Below are 23,285 nucleotides of genomic sequence, written 5' to 3' on the forward strand. Positions count from 1 at the left end.
GATTGAGCAGAGTTAAGCGGCGGAGCCAGTCATGGCGCTGCCGTTCAGGTACATCAAACCACTGATGGTCAGCAGCGCGGCCGCGGCGCAGAAGCTATTGCGGCGAGCCGTCGGGGTTTGTGCATTTTCTGCAATCCTTGATGTCAGTCGAGTAATTGCCCTGCGGCGTCGCTGGGGGCTGGGCATTGCAAGCGGCAAGCGCGAGGACGGCAGCGAACATCAGATACTTCATCGGTATTCTCCTTTGCTTCGTGGGTGGTTTCGGGAAGGATCAAGCGGCGGTGCCGGTCATCGTGCCGCTGTTTGAGACAGTGACCGCGTTGCCATTTTTCCGGACGGCGTAGCCAGCCGCTCCGCTCGTTCCGCCGGTCGATGAACCGCCAGCAGCGCCAAATCCGCCGCCCGCCGCGCCAGCGCCAGCGCCCGCTGCACCCGCCGCGCCGCCAGCACCGCCGCCGCTGGTCGTGCCTGCGGAGCCGTTTCCACCGCTGGTGGTATTGCCGCGAAAACCGCCGGCGCCGGCTCCGTTTGGAGCGCCACCGCCACCGCCGCCGCCGCCATCGCGCGAAGGCTCTGCGCCGCCGGTGAAGTAGGACGCGCCGCCGCCGCCGCCGCCGCCGCCAGCGCGCAGCGTGCCGCCGCTGTTGATCGTGATGCCGCCGGTCATCGGCACCTGGACATAAATCGCGTCACCGCCGCCCGCGCCATTGCCGGAATTTCCGGCCCCACCGGCACCGCCCCCGCCGTCAACGATACCGCCGCTTTGGACGACAAGCGTGAGCGCGATCGTATAGCTGCTTGTCGGCCAGTTACCGGTGTCGATACCGATCCCGCCGCTGGAAAGACCTCGGATCGTGACGCCGCTTGGCACATTGAACGTGATCGTCGCATTGGAAAATCCGGTGTACCCCGCCGCATCGGCCACAGTCCGCAGGTTGATCGCAGCGCCAGAGGTCAGCGCCAGCGTCGCTGCGAACGCGCCTGGCGGGGTTGCTGGCGTTCCAGCAGACCCCGGAGCGGAGATCACACCCCAATAGGCGTTGGCCGAGCTCGTGCCGCTGGGCGCTTGGTTGCTGAAATTATCTTGGAGCGCGGTGTATGTGCCGCCGTTGAACCCGACGTTGTTCGTCACATAATAGACCGTCGAGCTGCTATACGTCCCGACCGGCGCGTTGGTCGAGATTGCGCGAGGTGCCGCCCAAATGCCGATCAGGCTTCCCATCGCATCGAAATAGCCAAGGCTTTGCCAGAGCGTATCGGTGCCAGCAGGGATCGAGTCGATCCAACCAGCTGGAGCATTGCCGGTCGGGGTCGCAGGCGTTGGTAGCGAGCGCAGATAGATGCCGCGCTGGGTCGTGCCGGGGCGGCCAGTGATCGCAGCGCGGAACAGCGAGAGCTTGGTATAGACGTCGGTGAATTTGGCGACAAACGTGGCTGCTACAATCGGCGTGTCGGTCAACGGGTCGGTCCACGAAGGCGTCAGCCCTGTGAGATAGGCCGTCAGGGCCGCCACAGCAGCATCAGCGGTGGCCTTACTCGAGGTTAGGTCGGCAGGTGACCCTAAAGCGGTATAGCGGGCGTCCAGCGCCGCCAGATCGTTAAGGATCGCTTGATAGTCGAGGTTCGTGCGTTGCTTCTCGCTCCCTCGGCTCAAGATCGAGTCCGAGGTGATCGCCGCGATGTCATTCAGCGCGGCCTGGAAGCGCGAGGCCGCGTTCGGGACCGCGATTGAATAAATGGCGACCGTCGAAATATCCTGCAGCGCCCCGCCGAAGATATTGAACGACGGCAGCTTGACGTAGATCGTGTCGCCGATGACAGCCTGGTCGTATCCGAACTTGAAGATCGCATCGTCGAGCCGCGCGAATTTCGCGCCGCTGGCGTGCGCCGCAGGGGCGGTGCCGCGCTGGCCGCGCGCAAGCGGGGCGAGCGAATAGCGGTTTGCGCCGGTCAGCGTGGCGTTCTGGTAACCGATGACCTCGCCGTCGATGATCGCCAGCGTTGCGCCCGACGCCATCCCGGCGGCAGTCGTCCCGCTCAACGTGCCGAGGCTCGTGCTCAAATCGACGGCCAGCGTGTTCACCGTGTCGGGATCGGCGTGACTGGCAAGCGCGGCGGTCAAGGTGCCATAGCGGGCCGGTCCTTCGATGCGGCCGACGCGGGAATACGCGATGTTGTCGCCGCTGATCCAGACTTCGCAGCCGCCCCATGTCGCCGAGGTCGATGCCGCAGCGAGCCAGATTTCGGAATTGAATCCGGAGAGGTTTGTCGGTGCGAGGAACAGGAACGGAGCCGAGACGCTTCCCGGCGCGACCGCAGCGTTGGGGCTGTAGCCGCTACCGGAATGCGACGAATAGGTTGCGGCCGACGCGGTTGCCCCGGGCACGCCTTCCGCCACGAAGGACAGCTTGCCATCCTCGTCCTCGGTGATTTCCTTGATCCGGACGAGCACCCGCGTCAGCTTCAACTCGTCGGTCGTGGTTGTCAGGGTGACCAGACTCGTCGGCTCGAGCAGCACAAAGTTCCACGGCAGCGAGAACGTGTATTCCTCGCGGACGTACAGCGCGCGTTGCAGGATGAGCTGCACGACGTTCTGGGCGACCGCCGGATCGCAGATCGCGTGGAGCGAAATCGGGTCCTGTTTCCGTGCCCCGAATTCGATGATGTTGCCGAGGTCATAGGCGGGCGCGATCGCCGTATTGTATTGGTGCCCCCGGTCCAGAAACTCCACCTGGGCCTGATTGAAAGCCTCGGTCTGATCGATGATGGCGAGGCGAACGGGGATATCGTCATCCTCGAAATCGTCCTCGGTCAGGTCGTATGCCGGCGTCATGTCCGGCGTCCATGTCACCCCGTTCGCGGTCGCGGCAGCATCGCCGTAGGGCCGAATTTTCAAGACGCCTTCCGACCAATAGATCGCCGAATTGGTGCATTGCATCCACTCGAGGATCGACGTGTTCGCGGGCTGTTGAGACTCGAGCACCGGGGACAGCAGCAGGTTGCTCGCGCGGCAATAGAGCGAATAATCGGAGAGGTCGCCGAGCAGCCCCGCACCCCAGCCCGGCACGCCCTTGGAAGGCGAAGTCAGGAAGTCGGTGATGATGTCCTTCGGGTCCGCATCGACCACGCCGCCGCCCAGCTGGATCGCGAAATCCACCTCGAAGCTGTGGTTCGGAAGCGTCGCCGAGTCCGCGAGCAGATAGTCCTGCGCATAGACATAGGCGATGCCGGAATAGTTGAGCGCCTGCGCCGGGAACCGCGATGTCAGATAGCCCCAGACCGGTTGTGTCGTGGTGCCGGTGGCCAGGCTCAAGCCAGCCTGGGCGAGCGCCGTGCCGCCGGTAAAAACCGAGGTATCGCGGTACACGGTGACGATGTTCGGGATGACCCCCTCGCCGAGTGCGAGGATGATCGACGCCGTGTACGTGAAGGTCGTGTCCTTCGTGCCCCCGCCAAGGCCCTTTCCGGTCCGTGTCGTGACGGTGTGCGAAATCGCGTTGAAGCCGCCGTACCAGATCAGGTTGGCGCGCGTGATCCGACCCCGACCCCAGCCCATATTGATCGGCAAGCCAAGCGACGACGACTGCACCGCCAACGAGTTCAATTTTGTCGCGGTGGTCGAGGTGGTCTTGCCGCCCATGTTACAGGCCGAGCAGAACGCGAAGCAGGTTCACGTCGCGCCGCAGCTTCTGGACCTGCGCCCCGCGCGCCCAGACCATGATGGCGAGCAAAACGACGCAGATCGTGATGACGATATCGAACAGCATTATCGGTCCTCGAATAGAGTGAAGAATTTGACGGCGCGGCTGCGCAGTTCCTCGTCGCGGTCGGCGTTGCCGCGAAGGACGCCGTTCCCAGCGATGACAGCGTGGATGACTTCGGGGAGGGCGATGACGATCGCACCGTGACTGAAGCAGCGCCCGAACTTCCAGATCGCGAAGTCACCGGGGCCCACCGCCGCGCGCTCAATCTCGCGGGCATAGGTGCGAACCCAGCCGAGATATTGTTCCTCGTCCCGGTGCAGCATCCATTGCGGATTATAGTCCGGCTCGATGTGTGGGATCATGCCCGCGGCTTCGTACACGGCGGCCGGAAATTGGGCACAGTCCACCCCGACGCCCTTGATCCGGGCGCGTTCGTGATACGGCGTCAATTCCCATGACAGGGCTTCGGTGACGACGGCGGCGCGCCGCGGATCGCGGGTCAACCGAACGCCGTTTCGGGCACAGGCACGAAGTCGGTGCCCTTGCGGTTGAGCAGGTTGTTGAACCGCGTGCCGCAGCGCGAGATGGTGAGGTCGCAGCCGGGGATGACGCTGAACGTGTTTCCCGCGATCGGCAGCGCGGGCAAGGCGCGGACGAACTGGAAGCCGCCGGCACCGTCGTTGCTGCGCACCGTCGCCGCGATGCCGGTGAGCGGGCCGGAGGTGAAGGTGACCCGGCCTTGTGCAAAATCCCCCGCAGTCGTCGTCATGCCGGATGAAAACCCGGTGAGTGTCGGCGTGCCGCTGATCGTGCCGGTCTGGGCGTAGGTCGCCGGGAGCAGCGTGCAGCCCGCATCATACGGGGAGTGGAGGCAAGCGGCCTGATAGAGGTTCGCCGGCATGTTGGCGTTGAGGTAGGCGGTCCACGACGAGATTGTCAGTTGCGCCTCGCTCCCGCCGACCACCGGCACCGATGTCAGCTTGCCGGAAAAGCGCAGCACCGTGCCGACGACGGGCAGGTTCCAGTCGGTCAGGAACGCGCGGTCGAGCCGGACGTTCGCACCGTCCAGCCCGCGCTTTGCGATGAACGGGATGATCGGTGTCCCGTTGATTAGGTCGGCCGAATCCGCGGTGATCGTCACCTCAAGCGTGGCGACCTCGAGGCCGATCTTTTCGGTGATCGCGTTGCGGCTGATACCGGGGCCGAGCGCGAAGGTCTGTCCGCCGGATACCAACTTCACGTCGGCGCCGGACCACCGGATGACGGTGCCGCCGTTGAGGGTGATCGTCCACAGGTCCGCGGTCTGGAAATCGACGCCGCTGTTGAGCAGCGCCAGCAGCGGCGCGGAAGCGGTTTTCATCAGCGTTTCACCGTGATTAAGGCGAGGCCCGCTTGCGACCACAGCCCCTGCATCAGCTGGCTTGCATCCATGTCGTCTTGCTCGAACCGGACCAGAAACATGTAGGCACCGGTCCACGTCAGAGCGGCGCCGGCGGCGGGAGCGGTGGCGAAGGTGACGGTCCCGCCGTAGTTCACGGTCGTCGTCGCAAGCGTGCCAGCGACCTTCGCCTTGCAGGAGATGACCGAGCGCACCGGCTCCGTGAACAGGATCGCCCCGGCCCCGCCGGTCCGCATCAGCTGGAACGTCGTGGTCGTGCCGTCGCCGGTGCCGAAAGCCTGATCGACCACCGCGTTATCGAAGGCGTCGAAATAGGAGAATTCGGTATATTGCCCGGCGTTGGCGTTAAAGAACGCGAAGAGCCGCTGCAATTCCGGGTAGGCGACGGTATCGCGCAAAACCTCGTGGCCGATCTTGAAGCGCCAGCGCGGGTAGGCCCATTGCTTGCGCCGCCGTTCGCGGCCCGATGCCGCCGTCGCGATCTTGGTGTTCCAGATCGGGGTTTTCAGCGCCGGGAACATTTGGCCCGGCAGTAGCGGGAAGATCGATGGATTGTTGAAGGTATCGGGGACCGTAACGCCAACGCCGAGGACGCCGGTGATCCAAGGCCGGTTGAGGTTCGTTGGCACCACCGAGACGCCGCCGGCGATGACCGTCACAACGTCCTGCGTCGAACCATCGTCGAACGTGTAGCGCGCGGTGATCGTGCCGTTGGGTACGCCGAACGAGCTCCAGTCGAGCGTCAGAACATCGGCTGGGCGGGTAGCTGCTGCACTCGTCGTCGGGATGCGCGATGTCGGCTTCGAGCCAGCTTCAAACTGGAAACCCTTGAGGTCAAATCCGGCGGTCGTGACGCCGGTATGGGACGAATTGTTGTTGTTGTTGGTCGTCGACCCGAGAGCAAACGGACCGGTCGAGGCAGAATTCGTGTAAATCATCGAGCAGCGAAATTCTGTGGCAGAAACCCGCTCAGCGACGGCGCCGGTTACGTTGGTTCCAAAGATGACGGTCGTGCCAGCCGCCAGATCGTAAATCGCTGACCCTGCCCCGCCCGGTGTGTTTAACAGCAAGTATCGCGTAGGACTTCCACTCGCCAGCTTCGCGACGACGGACATGCACGAAACAGCGCCGTAGCTAAAGGTTTGCCTTACTTCATGAAAGCCCGAAGCGGTCGTCTCGCGGATGCCGGTGGCCGTTCCCGTCATCAGGTTGAAGGTGTACGCAGCGTTTGAGAAATCGTCGCTGTACAGCGCAGCATTGGTAGCGGCTGGCTCGAGCAACAGCCCGCGATATGCCAGCGTGTACGGGTTGTAATCGAAGCGCGCGACGTTCGTGCCCGCAGCAACGAGCGCGCCGGACGAATTGTAATAGGTCGCCGACCCAGCCGCGCGGGCGAGCGTCGCCCCGGACGGAAGGACGCCAGCGGAAAAGTCGAAGCCTATTGCCATTGCGCGGTTCGATCCTGAATCAAAAAGGGCGGCCATTGCTGACCGCCCTCGTGGGTGCGTGGTGCGGGCGAAAGCCGCTATGTCTTCAAGCCAGCCTCAACGAGGCGACGAATGGCTTCTGGTCGCGAAAGGCCGCTCGGCTCGCGCCAAGCATCTAATCGAGCCAGCTGTTCAGCGGGCAGGCGAACCAGAACGCCCTCCTGCCGCCCCCCAGTAGAGGGACGCCCGCGCTTTTTTGGGATATCCAGTATTGACCCGCTCATAAAATGCGGATATCCCATTAAACAGGCCAGCGCAAGGGTTGCACCCCTAGCACCGGCCCTAACCACCAACGATCCCAAGGAGATCGATCATGGCTGCGGCACTCAATACCACCGGTGACACTTTTTACCAATCGAAGGTCCGCGAAATCACGCGGCGCTGCCTTCGCGAGCGCTGCGAGGAAAAGCTCGCAACGATCGATCCGCTCGAATCCTCCGAGGCGTTCGCCGAGTTTCACCTGGCAGCGAGCATCCTGTTGAACCTTCGTAACGGCGGCGGACGCTCAATCCACTAGCGCCATCTGACTTCTCCGAGCCGAGGTTCCCTACCACGGAACACAACCTCCACAGGAGAATTCAGATGAGCGAGATCGTAACAATCAACTTCCGTGGCGATGATCTTTATGGGTTCAAGCGCGACGATGGCACGTTCATGGCCGTCAAACCGATGTGCGAAGCAATGGGCATCCCCTATGATGCGCAACGCCAACGCATCTCTCGTGACCCGATTTTGAGCAAAGCCGCGAGCATCATGCTCGCACCTTTCGCCGGTAGCCGGGGTCAGGAGGTCACCTGCCTGCTGGTCAAGCGTGTCAATTTCTGGCTGGCGGGGGTCGATACCAACCGAATCAAGGACGAGGCAGTCCGCGAGCGCGTCCTTCTCTACCAAGAGGAATGCGCTGACGTTCTCTATGACCACTTTGCGGGTCGCGCAGCCCCGGCACTGCCCGATTTTGGTGCCTCAACCGACTCCAGCGACAGCGTTCGTCTCCGGATGGTCAACGAGGCCGGTCGCTACTTCGGGGTCCGAGCCGCTCGCGAAATGTGGTTCTTGCAGGATCTGCCCATCGTCCCAGCAATGCGGGTCGAGCAGCAAGCTGACCTGTTTGATCCCAGCACGATCCGTCACCCGGAGTCCGAAGCGGCGTAATTGGAGAGCAAGCCAGCGAGGGCGATCCGAAAGGGTCGCCCTCTTTGCGTGACTCGACTCTTAGGGCTGGCGCGATAACGTACCGTCATGCGACTCGGTCCAGAATGGCGCGGCAGGTTTCCGCCTGGGGCGATGGAGGGAATCGAGCGCTCCCTCGCGGACTTTCGCAAGGGGGGCCAAGTGGATGGCGTAGAAGTGTTAGGCTGCCCTGACTGCCTTCTTTCTATGGGCCTAGCCGGTATAATCTTTCCTCTGTCGTCCCCACCAACGCTGCCGATCGCGGGATGCGAGCGAGCGCCCTGTTGCGGCTGCGACTTCATTCCCGTCCTAACCGGCGAAGGCGGCGTCGAGGCGAGGGTTGCTAGAGTGCCGCGCGCTGGACTTCCCAACCCGACCGGTTAATTTGGCGCGCTTTAGGGGAGCGGCAAATGCGCCAAGGCATCGCGACAATTTTAGACGTTATTTCGGTCTTAGCCGCGATGAGTGGCGGCGTCTTGATCCTGTTCTCCTTGCTGCCGCCAAATTCAGCGGTTCAGACCTGCGCACTATCCGCGGTCGGCATCGGCATCGCGGCGGTGCCGTATATTATCGCTGGTGCGTTCCACCGCGGTGCCGTTCGTCGTTTGCTCGATCGACGCGACTAACCTCTCACGTCGCGAGACGCCCGCCCTTCCGAACGTGCTGACGCAGCCCATCGGCAAGGGCGCTGCCGTGCTTCATTGCCATCCGCCGCACGCTCTCACCGTCGACCGCATGGATATGAAACGTGTCCCCACCGCCCCCGCCGCCACTACGCAATCGATCCGCGATGTCAGCCGGTAGCACCATTTCGCGGGGATGGACTATGCCGACCTGACCGCCCTTGCCGTCGATCCCCGGCCCGCTCATCGAGGGCACGTCGTAACCGTCCTGCGCACTGAAAGCCATCACGCCTGCAAAGGCAGTTGCGGCTGCGATCGGCGCGAGGATCGGGCCAACTATCGGGATGCCCACGACCGCTCGCCACGCGCCGGCGGCAGCGGCCTTCGCGTCCAACAAGATTTGCGTCGCGTTGAACGCCTTCGACGAGGCTTCCTTGGTGACCAGTGAAATGAGCCACAGCTCGATCATGCGTGCAATCGCCTGCTGGAATACCCCGACCAAGGTGCCCCACATAGATCGAAACGTCGTCCCGAAACCCTGCTGCAAGGTCAGCATTTTCGACAGAGACTGGCTCCAGCCGGACGCGATCTCGGCAAAATTCTGCCGCCGAGCCAAGACGGTTTGCTCTGCATCCTGCGCCTCTTGTTGCGACGCCTGCTTCGTCTTCACCTTCATCACTGCGTCGTGCTGGGTCTGCAATAGCTGGATCTGTCGATTGATTTTGCGTTTTTCGGCTAGTTCGATGCCCCCGAGCGCGGCCTCTGCGCGGAGCGAATCGATCTTGATCTGATACTCTCGCTCGGCTTCGGCTAAATCCAACGCGTAAAGCTGCCGGTTCAGATCCGCGCGCTGCCGTGCCGCGGTTACGTTGCCGATTTCGCCACGCTGCTGCTGCTGCTGGAGGAGATCGAATTTGCCGGCAAGAACGGTTCGGGCACCCTCGATTTCGGCTTGAGCGGCCACCTGGCGCATCTCGGCTTCAACTCGGATCGTTTCGGCCTGCTCGCGGATATCGTCCTTGTGCGCGGCGGTCCGTGACCGCGCAACCTCCCGCTCGATCTGTTTCTGCTCGGCGGTACCGGCCTTGGTGGCCGACAGCTTCTTCTGCCAGAAGTCAGCGGTAAACGCAGCTTCGTCGGCGCCCCAATTCTTTTCCGCATCAAGGGCGTCATTGAGCTCGTCGCGCCACGTCTCGACGATCGATGGCCCCTGCGCGGCGGCTGGCTTACTCGATCGCTCGGGCCGGGCCTTGCTGCCGCCGCCACCGCCAGTCGGCGTGGTGATCGTCGGCGGCTCCGCTGGCTTTGGCTTTGTGGGCTTGGCGTTCGCCTCGGCCTCGCGCTTGCGCATCATCGCGTCATACTGCGCGACCTCGCGCATTTCGCGCTGAAGCTGTTCGACTTCCTGCTTTTTCTTAGGGGTGTTGGTGACCAGCTTCCCGGTCGTAAGACTGGTGTGCTCGTAAGCCAGCTTCTGTTTACGATTCTGATAATAGGAAACTCGCCCATCGCGCGTGCTCCAGAGATCCTTTTTCGACGCTGCGCCAGCGGAACCGCCAGCGTCTGACGCAACGATCTTCCGCCAATTGAGATAAGCAGCTCCGGCTTTGACCGCCTTATCGGCAAGGTTCGCTAGCGAGTTTGCCAGCACGCCGATCGCTTCCGAGTTAGACGCGACGACTCCGGCGATCTTGACCTGAAGCGCTTGCGTCAGCTGGTCGATTTTATCGGCGGTTTTATCGGCGCTCTGGATTTGGCTGTCGGATAGGATCAACCCATATTTTTGAGCCTCGGCGGCTTGCTGGCGGAACCCTGCCGCGCCAGCTTGAAGAGTGGGGATGATCTCGCGCGCGCCGCGTCCAAAGATCGCCACCGCCGCGGCCGACTGGCGCGCCGGATCCTTGATCCTCGAGATCGCGTCGGCGACAAGTTCGAACCGACGGCTATCCGACGCCTGCTCCAACTCGCGCATATTGATGCCGAGGCTTTCGAACGAAGCGATTGCGGGCTTTGAACCTTCAAAGGCTTTTCCCAAGGTGATCGAGAATTTACCGAGAGCGTTATCAGCGCCCGCCACAGACGCCCCGTTCTGGGTGGCGGCATAACGGAACGCCTGCATGAACGCCGTCGTGACGCCTAGCGATTGCGCGGTTTCGCCGAGCGATCCGGCATATTCCAATCCAGCCTTGGCGACATCGATTAGGTCGCGCGCGACCGAACCCAACGCAAAACCTACGACCGCTGCAACCCCGACTGCTGCGACGCCCATTCCCCTAAAGGACGTCGAAACGCCAGAGACAGCGGAACGCATTCGCTGGGTGGCTGTGGCTGTATCGCGCGCGGCGGCCTGGACGCGATCCGCGCCCAGCTTGGCAGACAGGCCCATCGCTCCAAAGGCCTCACTCGATGTCGCCTGGAGTTCGGACAGCTTTGCCCGCATTTTCCCAGTAGATTCAGATACCGCGTTCCGCGCGCGCTCAATCGCCTCGACGGCAGAGGTCGAGGTACCGACAATCTTGACCTCAACCTGTTCAGTCATGCGTTTGGTCCTTTGGGGATAGATGCAATTAGCTCAGCAAGCAGGGAGTCGGTCGTGGCCGGTAGAGGTCGAGCGTTGAATTCGACCCCTACTGCTTCGGCAATCAGCTGAGCGGTGAGGCTTAGGGGCGGGTTCGTTTTCCAGTGCTCGTTCAAGGCGAGCACACGGGGCAGATCCATTCCATCGCGACAGTAATCCCAGGTCCACCCGGTCTGGGTGACAAGGCGCGCGATGAGAGCGGTCCAGCCTACAAACTCGCCCCCGTCGCTTCCCCCGCTTCAATGGCCTTTCGACGAAGCCCGGAGACGTCCATCACGGCTTCGAACACCTCGGCCATGATCTCGAGGTCGATCAGTTCGCGCACCATGTCACGCGTCATCTCCGGGTAATTGCGCTTAAGCGAGGCGAGCGCGACGTCGATCGTCGTCGCGATCGTTTCCTTGTCGAGGCCACCTTGTTCCATCGCCGCGATGCCGTCCTGGAAGTCTTCAAGCGCGCCGAGAGTGAGCGGCGGCATGACATAGGCGTTGCCGTCGCCAAGGGTGAGCGTGATGCCTTTCGCCATCTATCTTACTCCGACAGCGCATATGTGATGATATTGCCGGCCGCATCGGCAAAGCCGGAGAAGTCGAACTCCGGCACAACGAAGTCGTCCAGCTTGGTTGCGAACATCATTTTCGAAGAGATACAAGCGGGCAACGTGATCGTCAGCGACTTGCCGTTGAAGGGCGAATAGAAATCGCAGCGGAACGTCGGGGCATAGCCCATCGGAAGGTTGATGACGGACGACTTCTGCGCGACCGTCGATGTCGCGGTGTACTGGTATGAGATGTAGACCACCTTAGTCGCGTCGGCGGTGGCAAACGTGTAGGCACCAGCCGCCAGGCTGTACTGGCCCGTGGTCGGACCGGAGACGACGCGACGCATTGGGATGCCGTTCGCGTCGCGAACTCCAAGGTCGACTGCAAATGTGCCCGAGCCCGGAATTGTCGGCGTGATCGTGAATGGCGTCGACGGGATGACGGCGCCGGTCGTGTCGTACACGTCCGAGAGGATGCCGGTTGTTAGCGTCTGACCGAAGAATAGCGAGTTGATGAGCAGGCCGTTCATCTGCGCAAATTTAGCTTTTCCGCTGATCTTGCCCTTGCCGCGACCCACCGCGACCGGGAATTGGTTCTGGCCGTATAGCTCTTTCAGATCGAAAGAGACTTCGATCGACGCTTCCTGCAGGACACCGAACAAGATCGGCGTCGAGGTGGCGAGGGCGGTGCCATATGCGTCGGTGGTGGGCGAGCCCCACAGATTGCCCGAACCGAAGCCGTATTGTGCCATGTGAAGTCTCCATGCGAAACATCCGCGCGAGCGGACAGGGGTGAACAAAAATAGAGGGGTGCGTCGGCTAGATGCAGAGAATGCTGACTGGAACGATCGCCACGGCGTCTTGGCCGAGCGTGCCTTCGTCTGTCTCGATTGAGCCTTCAATCCGCGCCCATTGCACCAGTCCGCCAAGGCTCTGCGGCCCGCGCACTGGGTGAGTGTCGAGCGCGGAAGCAATCGCGTCGAGGATGGGGTTGAGCGCGCTGCCGGGCGCAACATCGCCCTGCGTCGAAACGTAGAGATATAGGTCAACGTGAAGGTTCCAAACCGTTGGCAATCCGGTGCGCTGTGACGCACCTTCGCGCTTTTGCGCCATGAACAGCGCGGGGCGCGATGATGGCGGTACATCGTTCCAGTGCAGCAGCTTCCGGCTCGTGGTGACGAGGCCGGGACCGCCTGATACCAGCGCGAACAAAGCCGCATAGATCGGTTCCCGGTTCATCGCGCGATCCTTGCGGCGGCTTCGTTGAGTTCGGCCCGGATTGCGCCGGAACCTTCGAGATCCTTGAGCGCGGTGCGGAGGAACGACCGCTTCTTCGGCGTACCGTTTTTGAAGCTGTCACCGCCCGACGACGGGCTGAATTTTGCCTTGGCCGTGTTGAGGCTCTGTTTTGGCGAACCGCCGCCCGGCCAGCCCAATTCCCAGCCGATGCCGTAGCCGACGTTGGTCGAGACGACGCCTTCGATGTTGTCGCCGACATCGGCCACGGCATCATGTACCGAGCGGCGGAGCCGACCGGTCTTGACGCCGAGAACCTGCCCGGAGAGCTTGTCCCTCTTGACCATGACCGACAATTTGAGCGCTAGCCGTCCGATGCTGGCACGCAGTTCGCCGTGTGCGCGCGCGCCGCGTGCATCGAGCGAGGCGATCACCGCGCTGTCGTTGATTTCGTAGCCGATCACAGCGACACCACCGCGCGATAGTTCTTCAAGATCGTCTGCACCGACGACGGCATATCCTTCGTGATGAGCGAGACGGTTTCACCGGCCAGCGCCTTGGAGGACCATCCTTGCTTGTCGCGCAGCGCATAACGAAGGCCGACCACCTCGTTGACGGCTTGCGCGAGATCGGGCGGCACCACCGGATAGCCCGCTGTCCACGCGATCAGAATGTTGGCGTTGCCCTTGGTGAAGCGGTAGCCGTCGACCATGACGGTCGTGTCGTCGTAGCGGTATCCGACCGCGCCGAACGTGGCTTGCGGGGCGATCGATTGCGCGTCGATCGTGACCGCGGTTACCGACTGGATCGGATATTGCGGGACCGTCTGGCGCGCATTGTTCCGGCCATCGAAGCGGCGGCTGTAGGACTGCACGCTGAAATCGCGATTGCAGTACGTCCGCACGAAACCCGAATAGGCGGTGATGAGGTTTTGGATGGCGGCGTCATCGGTCGAAATGACGACGCCCGCATAAGCCTTGAAGCTGGCGAGCGTCGTCAGGTCGGTCATGACTTAGGCCGCCGTTTCGGTTGGCGCGCTATCGGCGCGACGCCCTTTTGCCGGGGCGGCGTCGACAACCTGTGCGGCTGACAGTTCGACATCGACCGTATCGACGGGGATGATGACGCAGCCGTTGGCGATCAGGCCAGCGATGTCGCCGGGACCGGCATTATCGGGCAGTTCGATGATGCCGTCGATTACCGGCGTTGGGCCGCAGGTGAGGTCGGCCGATGTCATATGGGGCGGAGCGGTAAAGCGCATGGTGCTTCCTTTCGTGCGAGGCGAGGATGGGTCAGTCGGCGACGACGACGAAGCCAAGCGCGCTCATCGCGGCAGCCTCCGTGGCGGGCACGAGGATATGGCCCGCGTGGTTCGTGTCATATTGGTCGGAGGTGCCACCGTCGGGATGCGACATGGCGATCGGCTCGCTGTTGAATTCCTCGAGCTGGCGGGTGATGTCCGCTTCGAGGGCGGGATCGCGCGGTGCCATCGATCCATCTTGCGCCATCAGCGCGGGATCGGGCAGGGCTTCGACGAGCACATCGTCGGCGTGGCCGAAACCAAGCGCCGGATCGAACTTGCCGGTCATGTCGATCGTCACCGGATCGACCGGCGCGTCGTTGCCCTGGCCGAATCCATCGGCAGCGATAAACGGGCCGGTGTCGAGATCGACTTCGGCGGGCGGGGTCGTCTCGGGCGCGAGCAACGTCTCGGTAGCATGTGCGGGCGCGGGTGCGGGCGCTGGCGCGGGAGCCGCGACGGCAGCCGCCTTTTGGTGGGTGGGCTTGACGGCCATCGGGGTATCTCCATGGAATGGAAAAAAGGCCCCGCCAGCATGTGCCAGCGGGGCCCCGAGGTGCGCTCCCAAGGGGGGGAGAGCGTTCGGTTAGGTGGTTGGAGCGATGTTGGTGATGACCGCGACCGCGAACGGGGCGTAAATCGCCAGCGCGGACTGGCAGTAAATGCCATAATCCTGACGCCGGGTGACCTTCTGCCACGCCTCGGTGTAGTAATCCTTGCGGGTCAGCACCTCGGCCACCGCCGGGGTTTCGTTCTGGACGTACCAAGGCGGCAACGTCTCGCAGACCGCCATGATGGTGCCCGGCGCGATATTCGGGTGGATCTTCACCGGAATCTTCGTGCCGCCTTCTGGCGAGTACGGGTTGAAGTAGAACGAGATGACGTTGCCCGCGACGCCCTGGACGTTGGCGTTACCTTCATCGATGTTGTAACGGATCAGCGGGGCCGAACCCGAGCCGACCATCGACAGCTTCGAGATGGAACGCTGTTCCTGGCTGCTGACGTAGATGACCGTCGGCGAGACGCGGTAGGTATCCCACATCGTCTTGAGCATCGTGTCGACTTCGACAACCGAGCCGTAACCCGACGAGGTAAGCTGGGTGCCAGCACCGGCGACGCCGGTCGGAAGCGCAAGCACATACGATCCCGTCGACGGCGCGTTGAGGAACGCGGTGGTCAGGAAGCCGTCATAGGCGAGGCCCGCGTTCACCGAATAATCGGCGGCGATCACGGTTGCCGCCTGGCGCGCGCCAGCCAGCGGAAGCGCGAAGGTCGCCGAGTTGATCGTGGAGATGAACTGGAGCGTTTCCGCACCGACACCGCCGACATACCACGCATAAGCGACTGCGCCGTTGATGAGCGGCACCGTTGCCGAGAGCGTCTGCCCCAGCGTGATGGCCTGGGTGGCCGATGCCGAGCGCATCGATGCACCACCGTTGAGGACAAACGGCGTGCCGCCGCCATTCGGGGTGATCGATACCGTGCTGGGCACACCGCCTGCGAGGGTGGCGTGCATGAACGCGGCCTGCGACAGGGCGACGACGATGACCGAATAGGTCAGCGCCGGGAGCGTGGCGCCGGTGCCCGCAGCGGCAAGCGTCGGGGCGGTCGGCGTGCCGAGCGCGAGGGTGGCGTTGCCCGAGAGCATACCAGCTTCTTCCTTCGCCATCAGCTTGAGCAGCGTGCGCAGCTGCACCATCGATGCTTCGTCCTCGAAGCCTTCGGCGGCGAACTGTGCTTCGTCGGTCAGCGAATCTTCTTCGCCGATCGTGACATAGGATACCGACTTGTTGTTCGCGGTGTAGGTCATCGCGCCAGCGCGCGTTCCTTCCGGAACCCAGCCCATCCAGTTGAAGCCCGAACCGGCGAGCGAGGTGATCGTCTTGTAGTTCAGCGCCGTGCCGGGATTGGCGCGCTGCTTGCGGGCGAAGCGGTTGCGCAGCGGCGTGATCGTCGGGAACAGGTTGAGCGCCGGTGCCCGCAGATCGTAATAGGTGAGGCCGGTTGCCTGGGTGACGGCCTTCGACATCGAGGCGGTTTCGTTGCCCCAAAAATCGGACACCGACAGTTCGTTGCCGAGCGTGGCTTTCGAGAGGTCGAACACCTCGTTGGCGCGCTCGCGGGTGAGGTGGCCGAAACGGGAGGCGGAGAGTTCCGAATTGCCGTTGACGTCGAGCATCAGGCGGTCGGAGAAAACCGACCGGGGAGTGATAGCGTTCATGGGGATTCTCCATAAAAAAGCCGCCCGGATGAGGGGCGGCGTGGAGGCTGTTCGGTGTGCCGATGCCTTGGTCGGCGGCGATAAGGCGGGTCCGGCGGGGGCCGGGGTCGGTGCTAGAGGGCGGGGAGGGGAACGGTGCCGACGCGCGCGATGATCGCGTTGGCCTTCGCCATGCCGTTGGGCATTGCAGCGATGTCGGCGAGATCGGACTTGGCGAGCGGCTGGGGGCTTGGCGCGCCGCCGACCGCATCCTGTTCCTTGGTCACCGCAAACACGGCTCCCTTGGGCGGAGCGGGCTGGTTGAGCGCCTTTGCCAGCTTCTCGGTCAGGTCGGCGTTGCTGGCGTTCAGCGTGTCGACCCTCTCGATCAGGCCGGTGAGGCGCGGAAGGCTGTCACCGACCGCCTTTTCGAGGCGTTCGTTCTCGGCGGCGAGGTCGACGGATTTCGAGGCAGTCGCATCGCAGGTCGCGCCAAGCGACACGGCGTTGTCGTGCATCGACTGGATTTTGGTAGAATCGCCCTTGCTGTTGCGAGCGCCAGCCTTTTCCATGAGGCCGGTGTCGGCCTTGGCGAGGTCACCGATGCTCGCGGCGCAAGCATAAACGAGACGATCGAGGCTGGAATCCCAAGCGTCCTCCACCATCCCGGTTTCCTCGATGTCCGCCAGCAACTCGGCGGTTTCCTCCATCGCCATCGTGCAGAGCGCGTCGCAAAGCGTCTTGATGCCGTCGACCACGGTCTGCGGCACGGTGGAGCCGTCGGCTTCGCGTGCAGCTTCGCGGGCGATGCCGGACTGGACCGCGACCACCTGATAGATGGCGTTTGAAAGCGACATGATGCCGCGCATCCCCTTGGCGAGCGGCTGTTCGCCGAACGCTTGGGCGAGTTCGGCCAATCCCTTCGCCAGCATTTCGGGAGCCGAGAGATCGATCACAGCGACCGGAGCCGCGAGCGCCGCGTCTGCCTTGGCAAGCGCGTCTGCGACGGCCTCCGCGGCCGTAGGCGCAACGACGGCGACGACAGGTTCAGCTTCGATCGCATCGGCCATCTTCGCCAGTTCGGCGTTCGCGTTCTCGGCGATCAGGTCGGCGCGGGCCTGGACGACATAGTTCTTGGCGATGTTGCCCAGCTGCGCGTCGTCAGCGTCGGCGTTTGCCGCCTTCGCCATCTCGTTTGCGCGGGCCTTGGTCGCGTCGTTGCCCGGCTCATACGCCTTGGCGAGCACGAACTCGACATCGACCTGGCTGCCGTCCGATTTGACCATCGTGAAGGTCGCATCGCGGTTGCAGGGGACATCGACGATCGACAGTTCGCGGATGCCGGCGGCGTACCGCTTTTCGAGGCCGACCGTCCAACGCTTGGCGTAGGAACCGCCCGGCGAGAAGCCGGTATAAACGCCTTCCTCGACCTTCGTCCACTCGCCGTCGTCGACGATCTTCGCGCCGAAATGGACCGACTTGGCGAGGTCATCGAACTCGATGCTGACCAGCTTGCCCGCCGCGACGCTGCCGCTGTGCTGGCCGCGCACGTTGCCGTAGCTTTTGCCGCCGCTGGCCGCGAATTGCTCGTCCGACCATGCCTTGATGAGCGGCTTAGAGGCGTCGTAATCGAACGTCTCGCCAGCGCGGTCCTTCCGCTCCGTGAACGATCCGAACACAAGCCGCTGAACGGCATCCGCCTTCTCGAGCGGGATGAACATGGCGAGGGGATTGGACATCGAGGTCTCCTTGAGGATCATGTGGTTTCGGGGGCGACTTCGACGTCCGGCATGTCCTCGGGCAGGACCGGCAAGATGTCGCACCGGCAATTTTGGTGCAGAGGGGCGTCGCTGCCGCCGGGAAAGTCCTCGTCGAGGCCGACAATCGTGCCATCGAGCGCGGCGCAGTCATCGCAGCAATCATCCGACGAGAGCCATTGCTTGCCCTCGACCAAGCCGCTTGCGCGGTATCCAGCGAGGCTGCCCTGGACATCGGCGATCGCTGTCTCGGTTCGTGCGATCATCGAAGCCCGGTCGGCCGAGAACGCGGTGTCGGCGCGGATCGCCTTGGCGAGTTCCGCGTTCGAGAGGCCGTCCTCCATCGCTTTGCTGATCGAGCTCCGCAGCATCTTGCGGGTATTCTCGCTGATCGACCATTCGGCTTTGGGGTTTGCGACGAGTTCGCCATCGATCCACTTCATGCCGACCAATTCGGCCGACCGTTCGTGCGCCCATGCCGTTGCCCGCGCGGTCACCCGGTTGAGGGTGGCCTTGTCGAACAGGCCGACCTCGCCCGCCGCCTCGATTGCTGCAGCGACGGCGAGGCGGGCGATGATCGGCTCCGTCACGGTGCCGAGCGCGCCCCAATCCCAATCAATGTCGTCGAACGCCTTGTCGATGCGCGAGTCCGGCCCCTCGTCTGCCGCCTTCTCCATGCCAAGCGCGTCGGCCAGTTCGGCCGCGATTTCGCTGCCGCGTGCTTTCAGGAAGGTCGCGACCGTCCGCGCCAGCTTGGCCTCGGTGTCAGCAGCGGCCTTGGCGAGCAGGTCCGGCTTGGCGGTTGTCAGATCGCCCGGCTTCTCGGTTTTGGGTGCAGCGGTGTCCGCGGCTGGATCGATCGGCAGCGTGGCAGGCATCGGCGGCGGCGGCGGTGGGTTGAGGATCGAATCGACGGTCACGGCACCTTGCGCGGTGTAGATCAGAGGCTTCGCGCCCAGCCCGTCGGGCAGCGCCTCCTTGCCGTCCTGATCGCGCGCTTCGTCGAGCGAGATGACGCCGTTGCGCAGCTTTATGTCCTGGATCGTCGCCGCAATCTGCGGGTCGATTGCGCGGTTCTCGTCCCAGCTAAATTCGAGGTCGGGCCGTTTGAACTTGTCGGCGACGATGTGATTCATCAAGCGCTGGATGAACTGCATCAGCTGCGAGATGCCGCCCTCTGCCGCAGCTTCCTTATCGCTGTCGGCGTTGCTGTTGCCGAGGCCCGTCGTCTTGATGAACGGGCTTGGCGAGACACCGAAGCCGAAGCAGATCAGCCGGATTAGCCATTCGTCGAACAGCTCCTGGAAGATGTCGATCTTGGTCGCGTGAAACTCTGTGCCAGCAGGGAGCCACGGCACTTCGCGGCGATCGGCGAGGCGCTGCCCCATATCGCCCGACATCTGCGCGTTCCAGTTGCGCTCGAGGCTTGCGATCTGATCGGGCTGGAACAGCTCGGGCGCGGTGAAATAGCCGTCGCCGACGTTGCCGTGCGTGAAATAGCCGAGGTGCGACTTCGCCCGCATGATCTGCGTTTCGGCGGTGATGATGATCTTCTCGACGCGGCTCTGCCCGTAGAGGTGATCGACCCGGTAATTTTCCGGGTAATAGATCAGCTCGTCGCGAGTGTAGCTGGCGGCGGTGACGCCTTTCAGGATTTGCTTGTACGCCTCGTCCGGCGCCATCGGCGGCCGACCGTTGGCGTCGATCAGCGGCTGGATCGTGGCACCATCGACGAGCTCGAGCGCGTAGAGTTCGCCGCCGACCTTGGGCCGCGCATAGATCGACAGCGCGTCGTACACGAACACCTGATCGATGACGGCACCGATCCATTGCGACCAATCGTGGGTGCGGTCGGGCCGTTCCAGGAACGACGTGATCTTGATGATGTCCGGGTCGGTCGAACCGGTCGCGGTCTTGGCCCGCGCCTTGATCGACCATTCCAGTGTTTTCAGGAGGTCGGTCTGCCGCCCCATGACCAGCTTCAACGGCTCGCAATTCTGCGCGAGCTGTTTCAGCTTCGGGAACCCGACCGGCTCGACGCGGCGGGGCTGGAAGTTGATGTTGGCAAAGACCGGATAGTCGAAGGCGCGGCCCTGCACCGACGGCGGTGCCATGTTGGTACGCGCCTTGCCCGGCCCGAACCATTCTGCGGGTGTGTCTCCGGTGCGAGCATAGCGCAGCATCGCCAGCGTGCGCGTGACGATGCCCGGAGCGATAGCCATTCAGAAATTCCTATGTCGGGTTGCGGAGCGCGGCGGTGCGCGCTTCCATGTGGTCGACCCAGGCTTGTGGACCGGACCCGTCGGCGAGCAGTTCGAAAGCGCCAGCTGCGCCGTCGATCTGATCGTCGTGCGGGCCTGTCGGAAAGATTTCCGCCTCGGCAAAGAACGGCTCGTTCCATGCACCGCGCAGCATCCGGACGTTTCCGGCCTCACACTGTGCGGCGAACGGTGCGGCGCGGACTTCCTTCGAGCCGGACTCCGGTGCGGATTTGACGTTCCAGCCCGCGAGCATCCGGATCATTGCTTGCACTTGCGCCTTGCCGGCCTGTCCCGGGTCTTGCGAAAGACCGACCGTTACCTTTTTCGAGTCGGCGGTCGCGGTGTTGTAAACGGCGCGCTCGACATCGAGCGCGGTGCCCCGGAACCGAACAATATCGGTGATGTAGAAGATGCCGTCGGAGCCGCGCCCCATCTTGACGCCGGCGGTCCAGTCGGGATCGTTCGAACCTGTTGCCAGCGTCGCGGCGAGGTCCCACTTGCGCACCATCCGCATCCCGGCCGGAACGGCGTCGACGATCGGCAGCCAGTGCCGCTTGAACATGCCATCTTCGACGATATCCCAGTCGCCGTAGCGCCAGGCTTTGACCAGATTGTGCGATCCGAGCGCGCGGAGCCGCGCCTCGTAACGCGGATCGCTGGTTGTCAGTATCCGATTGTTTTCGAGCGTGGACGGGATAAAGACCCGCCGCTCGCCGCTTTCCGGATCGACGATCACCTCGTACCCGGCGCGGTTCGGCTCGACGTAGAGCGCTTTCACCCAATGGTGCCCGGCACCGCCGGGGTTTGCGGTCGACCGGAAAACGCAGGGGACGCCATTGCCGCTGCGGAGCGTTGCGCGGATCATGTCGATCGGCAGCTTGATCGGCCATTGCGTCAGCTCTTCGCAGCAGATCCATGTGTAGGCGTGACCTTGGTAGCCGTCTGCGGCTTTGACGTCCCAGAGATGCCGGAATTTGAGGCGGGCACCCTTCGCCGGACCCGACGTAAACACGTAGGTTCCGGCCTGTTTCATCCACCGCCCGCCGAAGTGGGGAAGGATGCGGTGAGCCTCTTGGATGACTTCTTCGAGGCTGACGCCGATCCGACGAAAGAAGATGCCGTTGGCGAACCGTCCGTGCGCGAGCGCGTGCTTCATCCAATCGAGCAGCATCCCGTATGTCTTGCCGCCGCCGCGCGCGCCGCCGAACATGATGTCCTCGACGGGGCACGTCAGCAGCGCGGCCTGCGGTCCCGGCTGCGGTGCAAATTCTACTAGGGGTGGACCGCCGTTGTGACCTTGGCCGGGTCGCGATCCACCGCTCAACCCTCGGGGGGCTTGTGGCGAGCGGCCCATTGGTCAGCATCGAGTTCACGAATCGGAGCGACCAGCACGCCGGGCAGCATGACATTGCCGTCACCGTCGGAGAAGGCCAACTTGCGGACGCCGAAGCCCGCGGCCTGCCCCTTGTTGTCGAGGTAATACTTGATCGCTGGGAACTCGCCATTGCGGATCTGTTCGACGAGCTTGCCGACGGCGAGGTCGACGATGCCATCGACGATTTCGGCTTCGATTTCCTCGAGCTGGGGATGCTTCGCGATGAACCGGGTGATCGAACTCGGATTGACCTTCAAGCGCGCCGCCGCGACGGAGCGGATGCCAGCCGATGCACGAAGCGCGGCTTCGACCTCTTTCAGCTTGAGCGCGGGCCGTCGTTGCAGGCCGGGCGCGGATCGATCAATTTTCGGTGCTCGCGCCATCCTTGACCTCCAATTCACGAAGCAGCGCCTTGGCGGTCACGGAGTTTCCTTGGTGGCAGGGCGGAAATGAAAAGGGCCGGAGGTTTCCCCCCGGCCCTTGCCGACGCGGCTGGGAAACGCCCCGTCGCGCGAGGCCGTCCGGCGCATGAACAGCGGCTAGTTCTGATATCGACCGCTGCGAAGGCGGAAATCGAAGGTCGGGATATGCGCGTTTTTCGTGGCACTTGCAAATCCGCCGCATAAATGTGGCTCAACAGGCGCGAATGACGCGATCCAGCCGATTATGCCGGAACTCTGCGCAGTCCTTTTCGGCGCAGGACCGAGATTTAGCCCTTCCTAAATGGGCAAATGCAGCAAGATAAAAGCGCGTGCCAGTATTTTGCGGGTTGCCAGCCGTATAATACCGCATTAATGCGCCTATTGTTCTTGCATCCGGTCAGCGATCTCATAAAGTCGTCAGGCCAGATACGGCAACCCTACCACGGAGAACACCATGCACACCCAAAGCGTCAAGCTGCCCCGAGGGCAAAGTCTTATCAAGATGGACGAGAGCGTCGACGGCCACACCATTGCGATGACGAAGGTCAGTTCCAGCTTGCACGCGATCTATTGGGTTTCGCCAAACGGCAGCGTCGAGGACCCGATCTATGCGGGCGAGCGCAGTCGGGCAGAAGGTCTGTTCGAGGCGCGATTGCTCGGCAGCTGCTGAAATACAACGGCCCGGTGAGCGAACTCAACCGGGCCGAGGTTTCCCTACCACAGGAACCCGAGCCTTCTGGCGCATCGGGGGCCGATTCTCAAGGACGAACGACATGAGCCAGGATGCAGCAACAATCCGAGCGCAGCCAATCAGCGCTTTCTTTTCGACTGCCGAAGCTGTCGCCGATAGCGAGCCGGTAATTGCCATTTATGCCGCGCCGGAATGGTACGAGCTTGGAGAGGACGGCAAGGCGTGGATCGCTGGCATCATCCGCGAGACTTTAGCACGCGCCGCCGAGCAACTCTGACGCCCCCCTGTCCCGCGCGTGCGGTGCGCGGGACGGCGATGGCATCAGGCCAGAACGGAGAACACGATGAACGTCATCAAGAATTGGGAAGCGAAGCGGTCGAGCGCGGGGATCACGATCACCGGCAAGAACGTGGCGGGTGAGGACGTGAAGATCGCGGGCTGCGCGAAGATCGTCGCCGGTTCGCCGCATCCCACCGTCGTCGACAAGCACGGCGACCGTCACCAACTCGCGTGAGCGCCAGCGCCACCCCTGCCACATCGG

Annotated in this window: 26 protein-coding genes; 7 read left to right on the forward strand and 19 right to left on the reverse strand. The window is 63.2% G+C overall.

Translation table 11 applies throughout. From position 1 onward, the window contains the following. Positions 1–31: 31 nt before the first annotated feature. Positions 32–307 (forward strand): hypothetical protein, encoded by a 276-nt coding sequence (locus HMP06_RS02195; RefSeq protein WP_176495614.1) that lies wholly within the window; start codon positions 32–34, stop codon positions 305–307. Here HMP06_RS02195 and HMP06_RS17960 read toward each other — a convergent pair. The 6 genes from HMP06_RS17960 to HMP06_RS18060 all read right to left on the reverse strand — a co-directional run bounded on the left by HMP06_RS17960 (position 272) and on the right by HMP06_RS18060 (position 6,832). Then, positions 272–3,640, reverse strand: a complete 3,369-nt coding sequence (locus HMP06_RS17960; protein WP_176495615.1) for a phage tail protein — start codon at positions 3,638–3,640, stop codon at positions 272–274. The genes HMP06_RS02195 and HMP06_RS17960 overlap by 36 nt on opposite strands. A 1-nt stretch (position 3,641) precedes the next feature. Continuing rightward, positions 3,642–3,767, reverse strand: coding sequence for a hypothetical protein (locus HMP06_RS17965; protein WP_269473394.1), 126 nt, complete (start codon positions 3,765–3,767; stop codon positions 3,642–3,644). Further along, entirely contained in the window at positions 3,767–4,207 is a 441-nt protein-coding gene (locus HMP06_RS02205) for a hydrolase (RefSeq protein ID WP_176495616.1), read from the reverse strand. The genes HMP06_RS17965 and HMP06_RS02205 overlap by 1 nt, the downstream gene beginning before the upstream one ends. Continuing rightward, positions 4,204–5,064, reverse strand: coding sequence for a DUF2163 domain-containing protein (locus HMP06_RS02210; protein ID WP_176495617.1), 861 nt, complete (start codon positions 5,062–5,064; stop codon positions 4,204–4,206). The genes HMP06_RS02205 and HMP06_RS02210 overlap by 4 nt, the downstream gene beginning before the upstream one ends. Then, the gene (locus HMP06_RS02215) at positions 5,064–6,551 is read right to left on the reverse strand and encodes a DUF2460 domain-containing protein (RefSeq protein ID WP_176495618.1); all 1,488 of its coding nucleotides are present in this window, start codon (positions 6,549–6,551) and stop codon (positions 5,064–5,066) included. The genes HMP06_RS02210 and HMP06_RS02215 overlap by 1 nt, the downstream gene beginning before the upstream one ends. 77 nt (positions 6,552–6,628) lie before the next feature. Beyond that, positions 6,629–6,832: a ribbon-helix-helix domain-containing protein gene (locus HMP06_RS18060; RefSeq protein ID WP_197940719.1), complete on the reverse strand. Its 204-nt coding sequence runs from the start codon at positions 6,830–6,832 to the stop codon at positions 6,629–6,631. A 71-nt stretch (positions 6,833–6,903) separates the two neighbouring features. Here HMP06_RS18060 and HMP06_RS02225 point away from each other — a divergent pair, with 71 nt between their 5' ends. The 3 genes from HMP06_RS02225 (at position 6,904) to HMP06_RS02235 (ending at position 8,386) form a co-directional block, all read left to right on the forward strand. Further along, positions 6,904–7,107 (forward strand): hypothetical protein, encoded by a 204-nt coding sequence (locus HMP06_RS02225; RefSeq protein ID WP_176495619.1) that lies wholly within the window; start codon positions 6,904–6,906, stop codon positions 7,105–7,107. Between the two features lie 65 nt (positions 7,108–7,172). Further along, a complete protein-coding gene (locus tag HMP06_RS02230; RefSeq protein ID WP_176495620.1) occupies positions 7,173–7,742 on the forward strand; it encodes a phage antirepressor N-terminal domain-containing protein in 570 nt (189 codons plus the stop codon). 428 nt (positions 7,743–8,170) lie between these two features. Then, on the forward strand, positions 8,171–8,386 hold the full coding sequence (locus tag HMP06_RS02235; protein WP_176495621.1) for a hypothetical protein: 216 nt from the start codon (positions 8,171–8,173) through the stop codon (positions 8,384–8,386). A 4-nt stretch (positions 8,387–8,390) separates the two neighbouring features. On the opposite strand, the gene HMP06_RS02240 is transcribed toward HMP06_RS02235, so the two are convergent. The 13 genes from HMP06_RS02240 to HMP06_RS02300 all read right to left on the reverse strand — a co-directional run bounded on the left by HMP06_RS02240 (position 8,391) and on the right by HMP06_RS02300 (position 22,014). Then, positions 8,391–10,922, reverse strand: coding sequence for a hypothetical protein (locus HMP06_RS02240; RefSeq protein WP_176495622.1), 2,532 nt, complete (start codon positions 10,920–10,922; stop codon positions 8,391–8,393). A 247-nt stretch (positions 10,923–11,169) separates the two neighbouring features. Further along, positions 11,170–11,487, reverse strand: coding sequence for a hypothetical protein (locus tag HMP06_RS02245; RefSeq protein WP_176495623.1), 318 nt, complete (start codon positions 11,485–11,487; stop codon positions 11,170–11,172). A gap of 5 nt (positions 11,488–11,492) precedes the next feature. Then, positions 11,493–12,254, reverse strand: coding sequence for a hypothetical protein (locus HMP06_RS02250; protein WP_176495624.1), 762 nt, complete (start codon positions 12,252–12,254; stop codon positions 11,493–11,495). 67 nt (positions 12,255–12,321) lie between these two features. Beyond that, a complete protein-coding gene (locus tag HMP06_RS02255; RefSeq protein ID WP_176495625.1) occupies positions 12,322–12,741 on the reverse strand; it encodes a hypothetical protein in 420 nt (139 codons plus the stop codon). Next, positions 12,738–13,202 (reverse strand): hypothetical protein, encoded by a 465-nt coding sequence (locus HMP06_RS02260; protein WP_176495626.1) that lies wholly within the window; start codon positions 13,200–13,202, stop codon positions 12,738–12,740. Before HMP06_RS02260 ends, HMP06_RS02255 begins: the two co-directional genes overlap by 4 nt. Further along, entirely contained in the window at positions 13,199–13,747 is a 549-nt protein-coding gene (locus HMP06_RS02265) for a hypothetical protein (RefSeq protein ID WP_176495627.1), read from the reverse strand. Before HMP06_RS02265 ends, HMP06_RS02260 begins: the two co-directional genes overlap by 4 nt. Positions 13,748–13,750: 3 nt before the next feature. After that, positions 13,751–13,999 (reverse strand): hypothetical protein, encoded by a 249-nt coding sequence (locus tag HMP06_RS02270; protein ID WP_176495628.1) that lies wholly within the window; start codon positions 13,997–13,999, stop codon positions 13,751–13,753. Positions 14,000–14,030: 31 nt separating this feature from the next. Beyond that, on the reverse strand, positions 14,031–14,534 hold the full coding sequence (locus tag HMP06_RS02275; RefSeq protein WP_176495629.1) for a hypothetical protein: 504 nt from the start codon (positions 14,532–14,534) through the stop codon (positions 14,031–14,033). Positions 14,535–14,624: 90 nt separating this feature from the next. Further along, positions 14,625–16,259 carry a hypothetical protein gene (locus HMP06_RS02280; RefSeq protein ID WP_176495630.1) on the reverse strand — a complete coding sequence of 545 codons (1,635 nt, stop codon included), beginning with the start codon at positions 16,257–16,259 and terminating at the stop codon, positions 14,625–14,627. Positions 16,260–16,372: 113 nt separating this feature from the next. Continuing rightward, on the reverse strand, positions 16,373–17,977 hold the full coding sequence (locus HMP06_RS02285; RefSeq protein ID WP_176495631.1) for a hypothetical protein: 1,605 nt from the start codon (positions 17,975–17,977) through the stop codon (positions 16,373–16,375). A 17-nt stretch (positions 17,978–17,994) separates the two neighbouring features. Further along, positions 17,995–20,217: a phage portal protein gene (locus tag HMP06_RS02290; protein WP_176495632.1), complete on the reverse strand. Its 2,223-nt coding sequence runs from the start codon at positions 20,215–20,217 to the stop codon at positions 17,995–17,997. A 10-nt stretch (positions 20,218–20,227) separates the two neighbouring features. After that, a complete protein-coding gene (terL, locus tag HMP06_RS02295; protein ID WP_176495633.1) occupies positions 20,228–21,466 on the reverse strand; it encodes a phage terminase large subunit in 1,239 nt (412 codons plus the stop codon). Positions 21,467–21,576: 110 nt separating this feature from the next. Next, positions 21,577–22,014 carry a hypothetical protein gene (locus HMP06_RS02300; protein ID WP_176495634.1) on the reverse strand — a complete coding sequence of 146 codons (438 nt, stop codon included), beginning with the start codon at positions 22,012–22,014 and terminating at the stop codon, positions 21,577–21,579. Positions 22,015–22,507: 493 nt separating this feature from the next. Here HMP06_RS02300 and HMP06_RS02305 point away from each other — a divergent pair, with 493 nt between their 5' ends. From HMP06_RS02305 to HMP06_RS02315, 3 genes are all read left to right on the forward strand, one after another. Then, positions 22,508–22,723 (forward strand): hypothetical protein, encoded by a 216-nt coding sequence (locus tag HMP06_RS02305; RefSeq protein WP_176495635.1) that lies wholly within the window; start codon positions 22,508–22,510, stop codon positions 22,721–22,723. Between the two features lie 103 nt (positions 22,724–22,826). Beyond that, positions 22,827–23,021 (forward strand): hypothetical protein, encoded by a 195-nt coding sequence (locus tag HMP06_RS02310; RefSeq protein WP_176495636.1) that lies wholly within the window; start codon positions 22,827–22,829, stop codon positions 23,019–23,021. A gap of 66 nt (positions 23,022–23,087) precedes the next feature. After that, a complete protein-coding gene (locus HMP06_RS02315; protein ID WP_176495637.1) occupies positions 23,088–23,258 on the forward strand; it encodes a hypothetical protein in 171 nt (56 codons plus the stop codon). Positions 23,259–23,285: the final 27 nt, after the last annotated feature.

This window comes from Sphingomonas sp. HMP6, assembly GCF_013374095.1.
Classification (GTDB): Bacteria; Pseudomonadota; Alphaproteobacteria; order Sphingomonadales; family Sphingomonadaceae; genus Sphingomonas.

Bases quoted from the DNA above. Each gene is read 5' to 3' on its own strand.
- HMP06_RS02225 (WP_176495619.1), top strand. From the start codon at position 6,904: ATGGCTGCGGCACTCAATACCACCGGTGACACTTTTTACCAATCGAAG.
- HMP06_RS02265 (WP_176495627.1), bottom strand. From the start codon at position 13,747: ATGACCGACCTGACGACGCTCGCCAGCTTCAAGGCTTATGCGGGCGTC.
- HMP06_RS02275 (WP_176495629.1), bottom strand. From the start codon at position 14,534: ATGGCCGTCAAGCCCACCCACCAAAAGGCGGCTGCCGTCGCGGCTCCC.
- HMP06_RS02285 (WP_176495631.1), bottom strand. From the start codon at position 17,977: ATGTCCAATCCCCTCGCCATGTTCATCCCGCTCGAGAAGGCGGATGCC.
- HMP06_RS02245 (WP_176495623.1), bottom strand. From the start codon at position 11,487: ATGGCGAAAGGCATCACGCTCACCCTTGGCGACGGCAACGCCTATGTC.
- HMP06_RS02210 (WP_176495617.1), bottom strand. From the start codon at position 5,064: ATGAAAACCGCTTCCGCGCCGCTGCTGGCGCTGCTCAACAGCGGCGTC.
- HMP06_RS02305 (WP_176495635.1), top strand. From the start codon at position 22,508: ATGCACACCCAAAGCGTCAAGCTGCCCCGAGGGCAAAGTCTTATCAAG.
- HMP06_RS17960 (WP_176495615.1), bottom strand. From the start codon at position 3,640: ATGGGCGGCAAGACCACCTCGACCACCGCGACAAAATTGAACTCGTTG.
- HMP06_RS02240 (WP_176495622.1), bottom strand. From the start codon at position 10,922: ATGACTGAACAGGTTGAGGTCAAGATTGTCGGTACCTCGACCTCTGCC.
- HMP06_RS02230 (WP_176495620.1), top strand. From the start codon at position 7,173: ATGAGCGAGATCGTAACAATCAACTTCCGTGGCGATGATCTTTATGGG.
- terL (WP_176495633.1), bottom strand. From the start codon at position 21,466: ATGTTCGGCGGCGCGCGCGGCGGCGGCAAGACATACGGGATGCTGCTC.
- HMP06_RS02215 (WP_176495618.1), bottom strand. From the start codon at position 6,551: ATGGCAATAGGCTTCGACTTTTCCGCTGGCGTCCTTCCGTCCGGGGCG.
- HMP06_RS02310 (WP_176495636.1), top strand. From the start codon at position 22,827: ATGAGCCAGGATGCAGCAACAATCCGAGCGCAGCCAATCAGCGCTTTC.
- HMP06_RS18060 (WP_197940719.1), bottom strand. From the start codon at position 6,832: ATGGGATATCCGCATTTTATGAGCGGGTCAATACTGGATATCCCAAAA.
- HMP06_RS02290 (WP_176495632.1), bottom strand. From the start codon at position 20,217: ATGGCTATCGCTCCGGGCATCGTCACGCGCACGCTGGCGATGCTGCGC.
- HMP06_RS02250 (WP_176495624.1), bottom strand. From the start codon at position 12,254: ATGGCACAATACGGCTTCGGTTCGGGCAATCTGTGGGGCTCGCCCACC.
- HMP06_RS02255 (WP_176495625.1), bottom strand. From the start codon at position 12,741: ATGAACCGGGAACCGATCTATGCGGCTTTGTTCGCGCTGGTATCAGGC.
- HMP06_RS02300 (WP_176495634.1), bottom strand. From the start codon at position 22,014: ATGGCGCGAGCACCGAAAATTGATCGATCCGCGCCCGGCCTGCAACGA.
- HMP06_RS17965 (WP_269473394.1), bottom strand. From the start codon at position 3,767: ATGCTGTTCGATATCGTCATCACGATCTGCGTCGTTTTGCTCGCCATC.
- HMP06_RS02280 (WP_176495630.1), bottom strand. From the start codon at position 16,259: ATGAACGCTATCACTCCCCGGTCGGTTTTCTCCGACCGCCTGATGCTC.
- HMP06_RS02315 (WP_176495637.1), top strand. From the start codon at position 23,088: ATGAACGTCATCAAGAATTGGGAAGCGAAGCGGTCGAGCGCGGGGATC.
- HMP06_RS02195 (WP_176495614.1), top strand. From the start codon at position 32: ATGGCGCTGCCGTTCAGGTACATCAAACCACTGATGGTCAGCAGCGCG.
- HMP06_RS02270 (WP_176495628.1), bottom strand. From the start codon at position 13,999: ATGCGCTTTACCGCTCCGCCCCATATGACATCGGCCGACCTCACCTGC.
- HMP06_RS02235 (WP_176495621.1), top strand. From the start codon at position 8,171: ATGCGCCAAGGCATCGCGACAATTTTAGACGTTATTTCGGTCTTAGCC.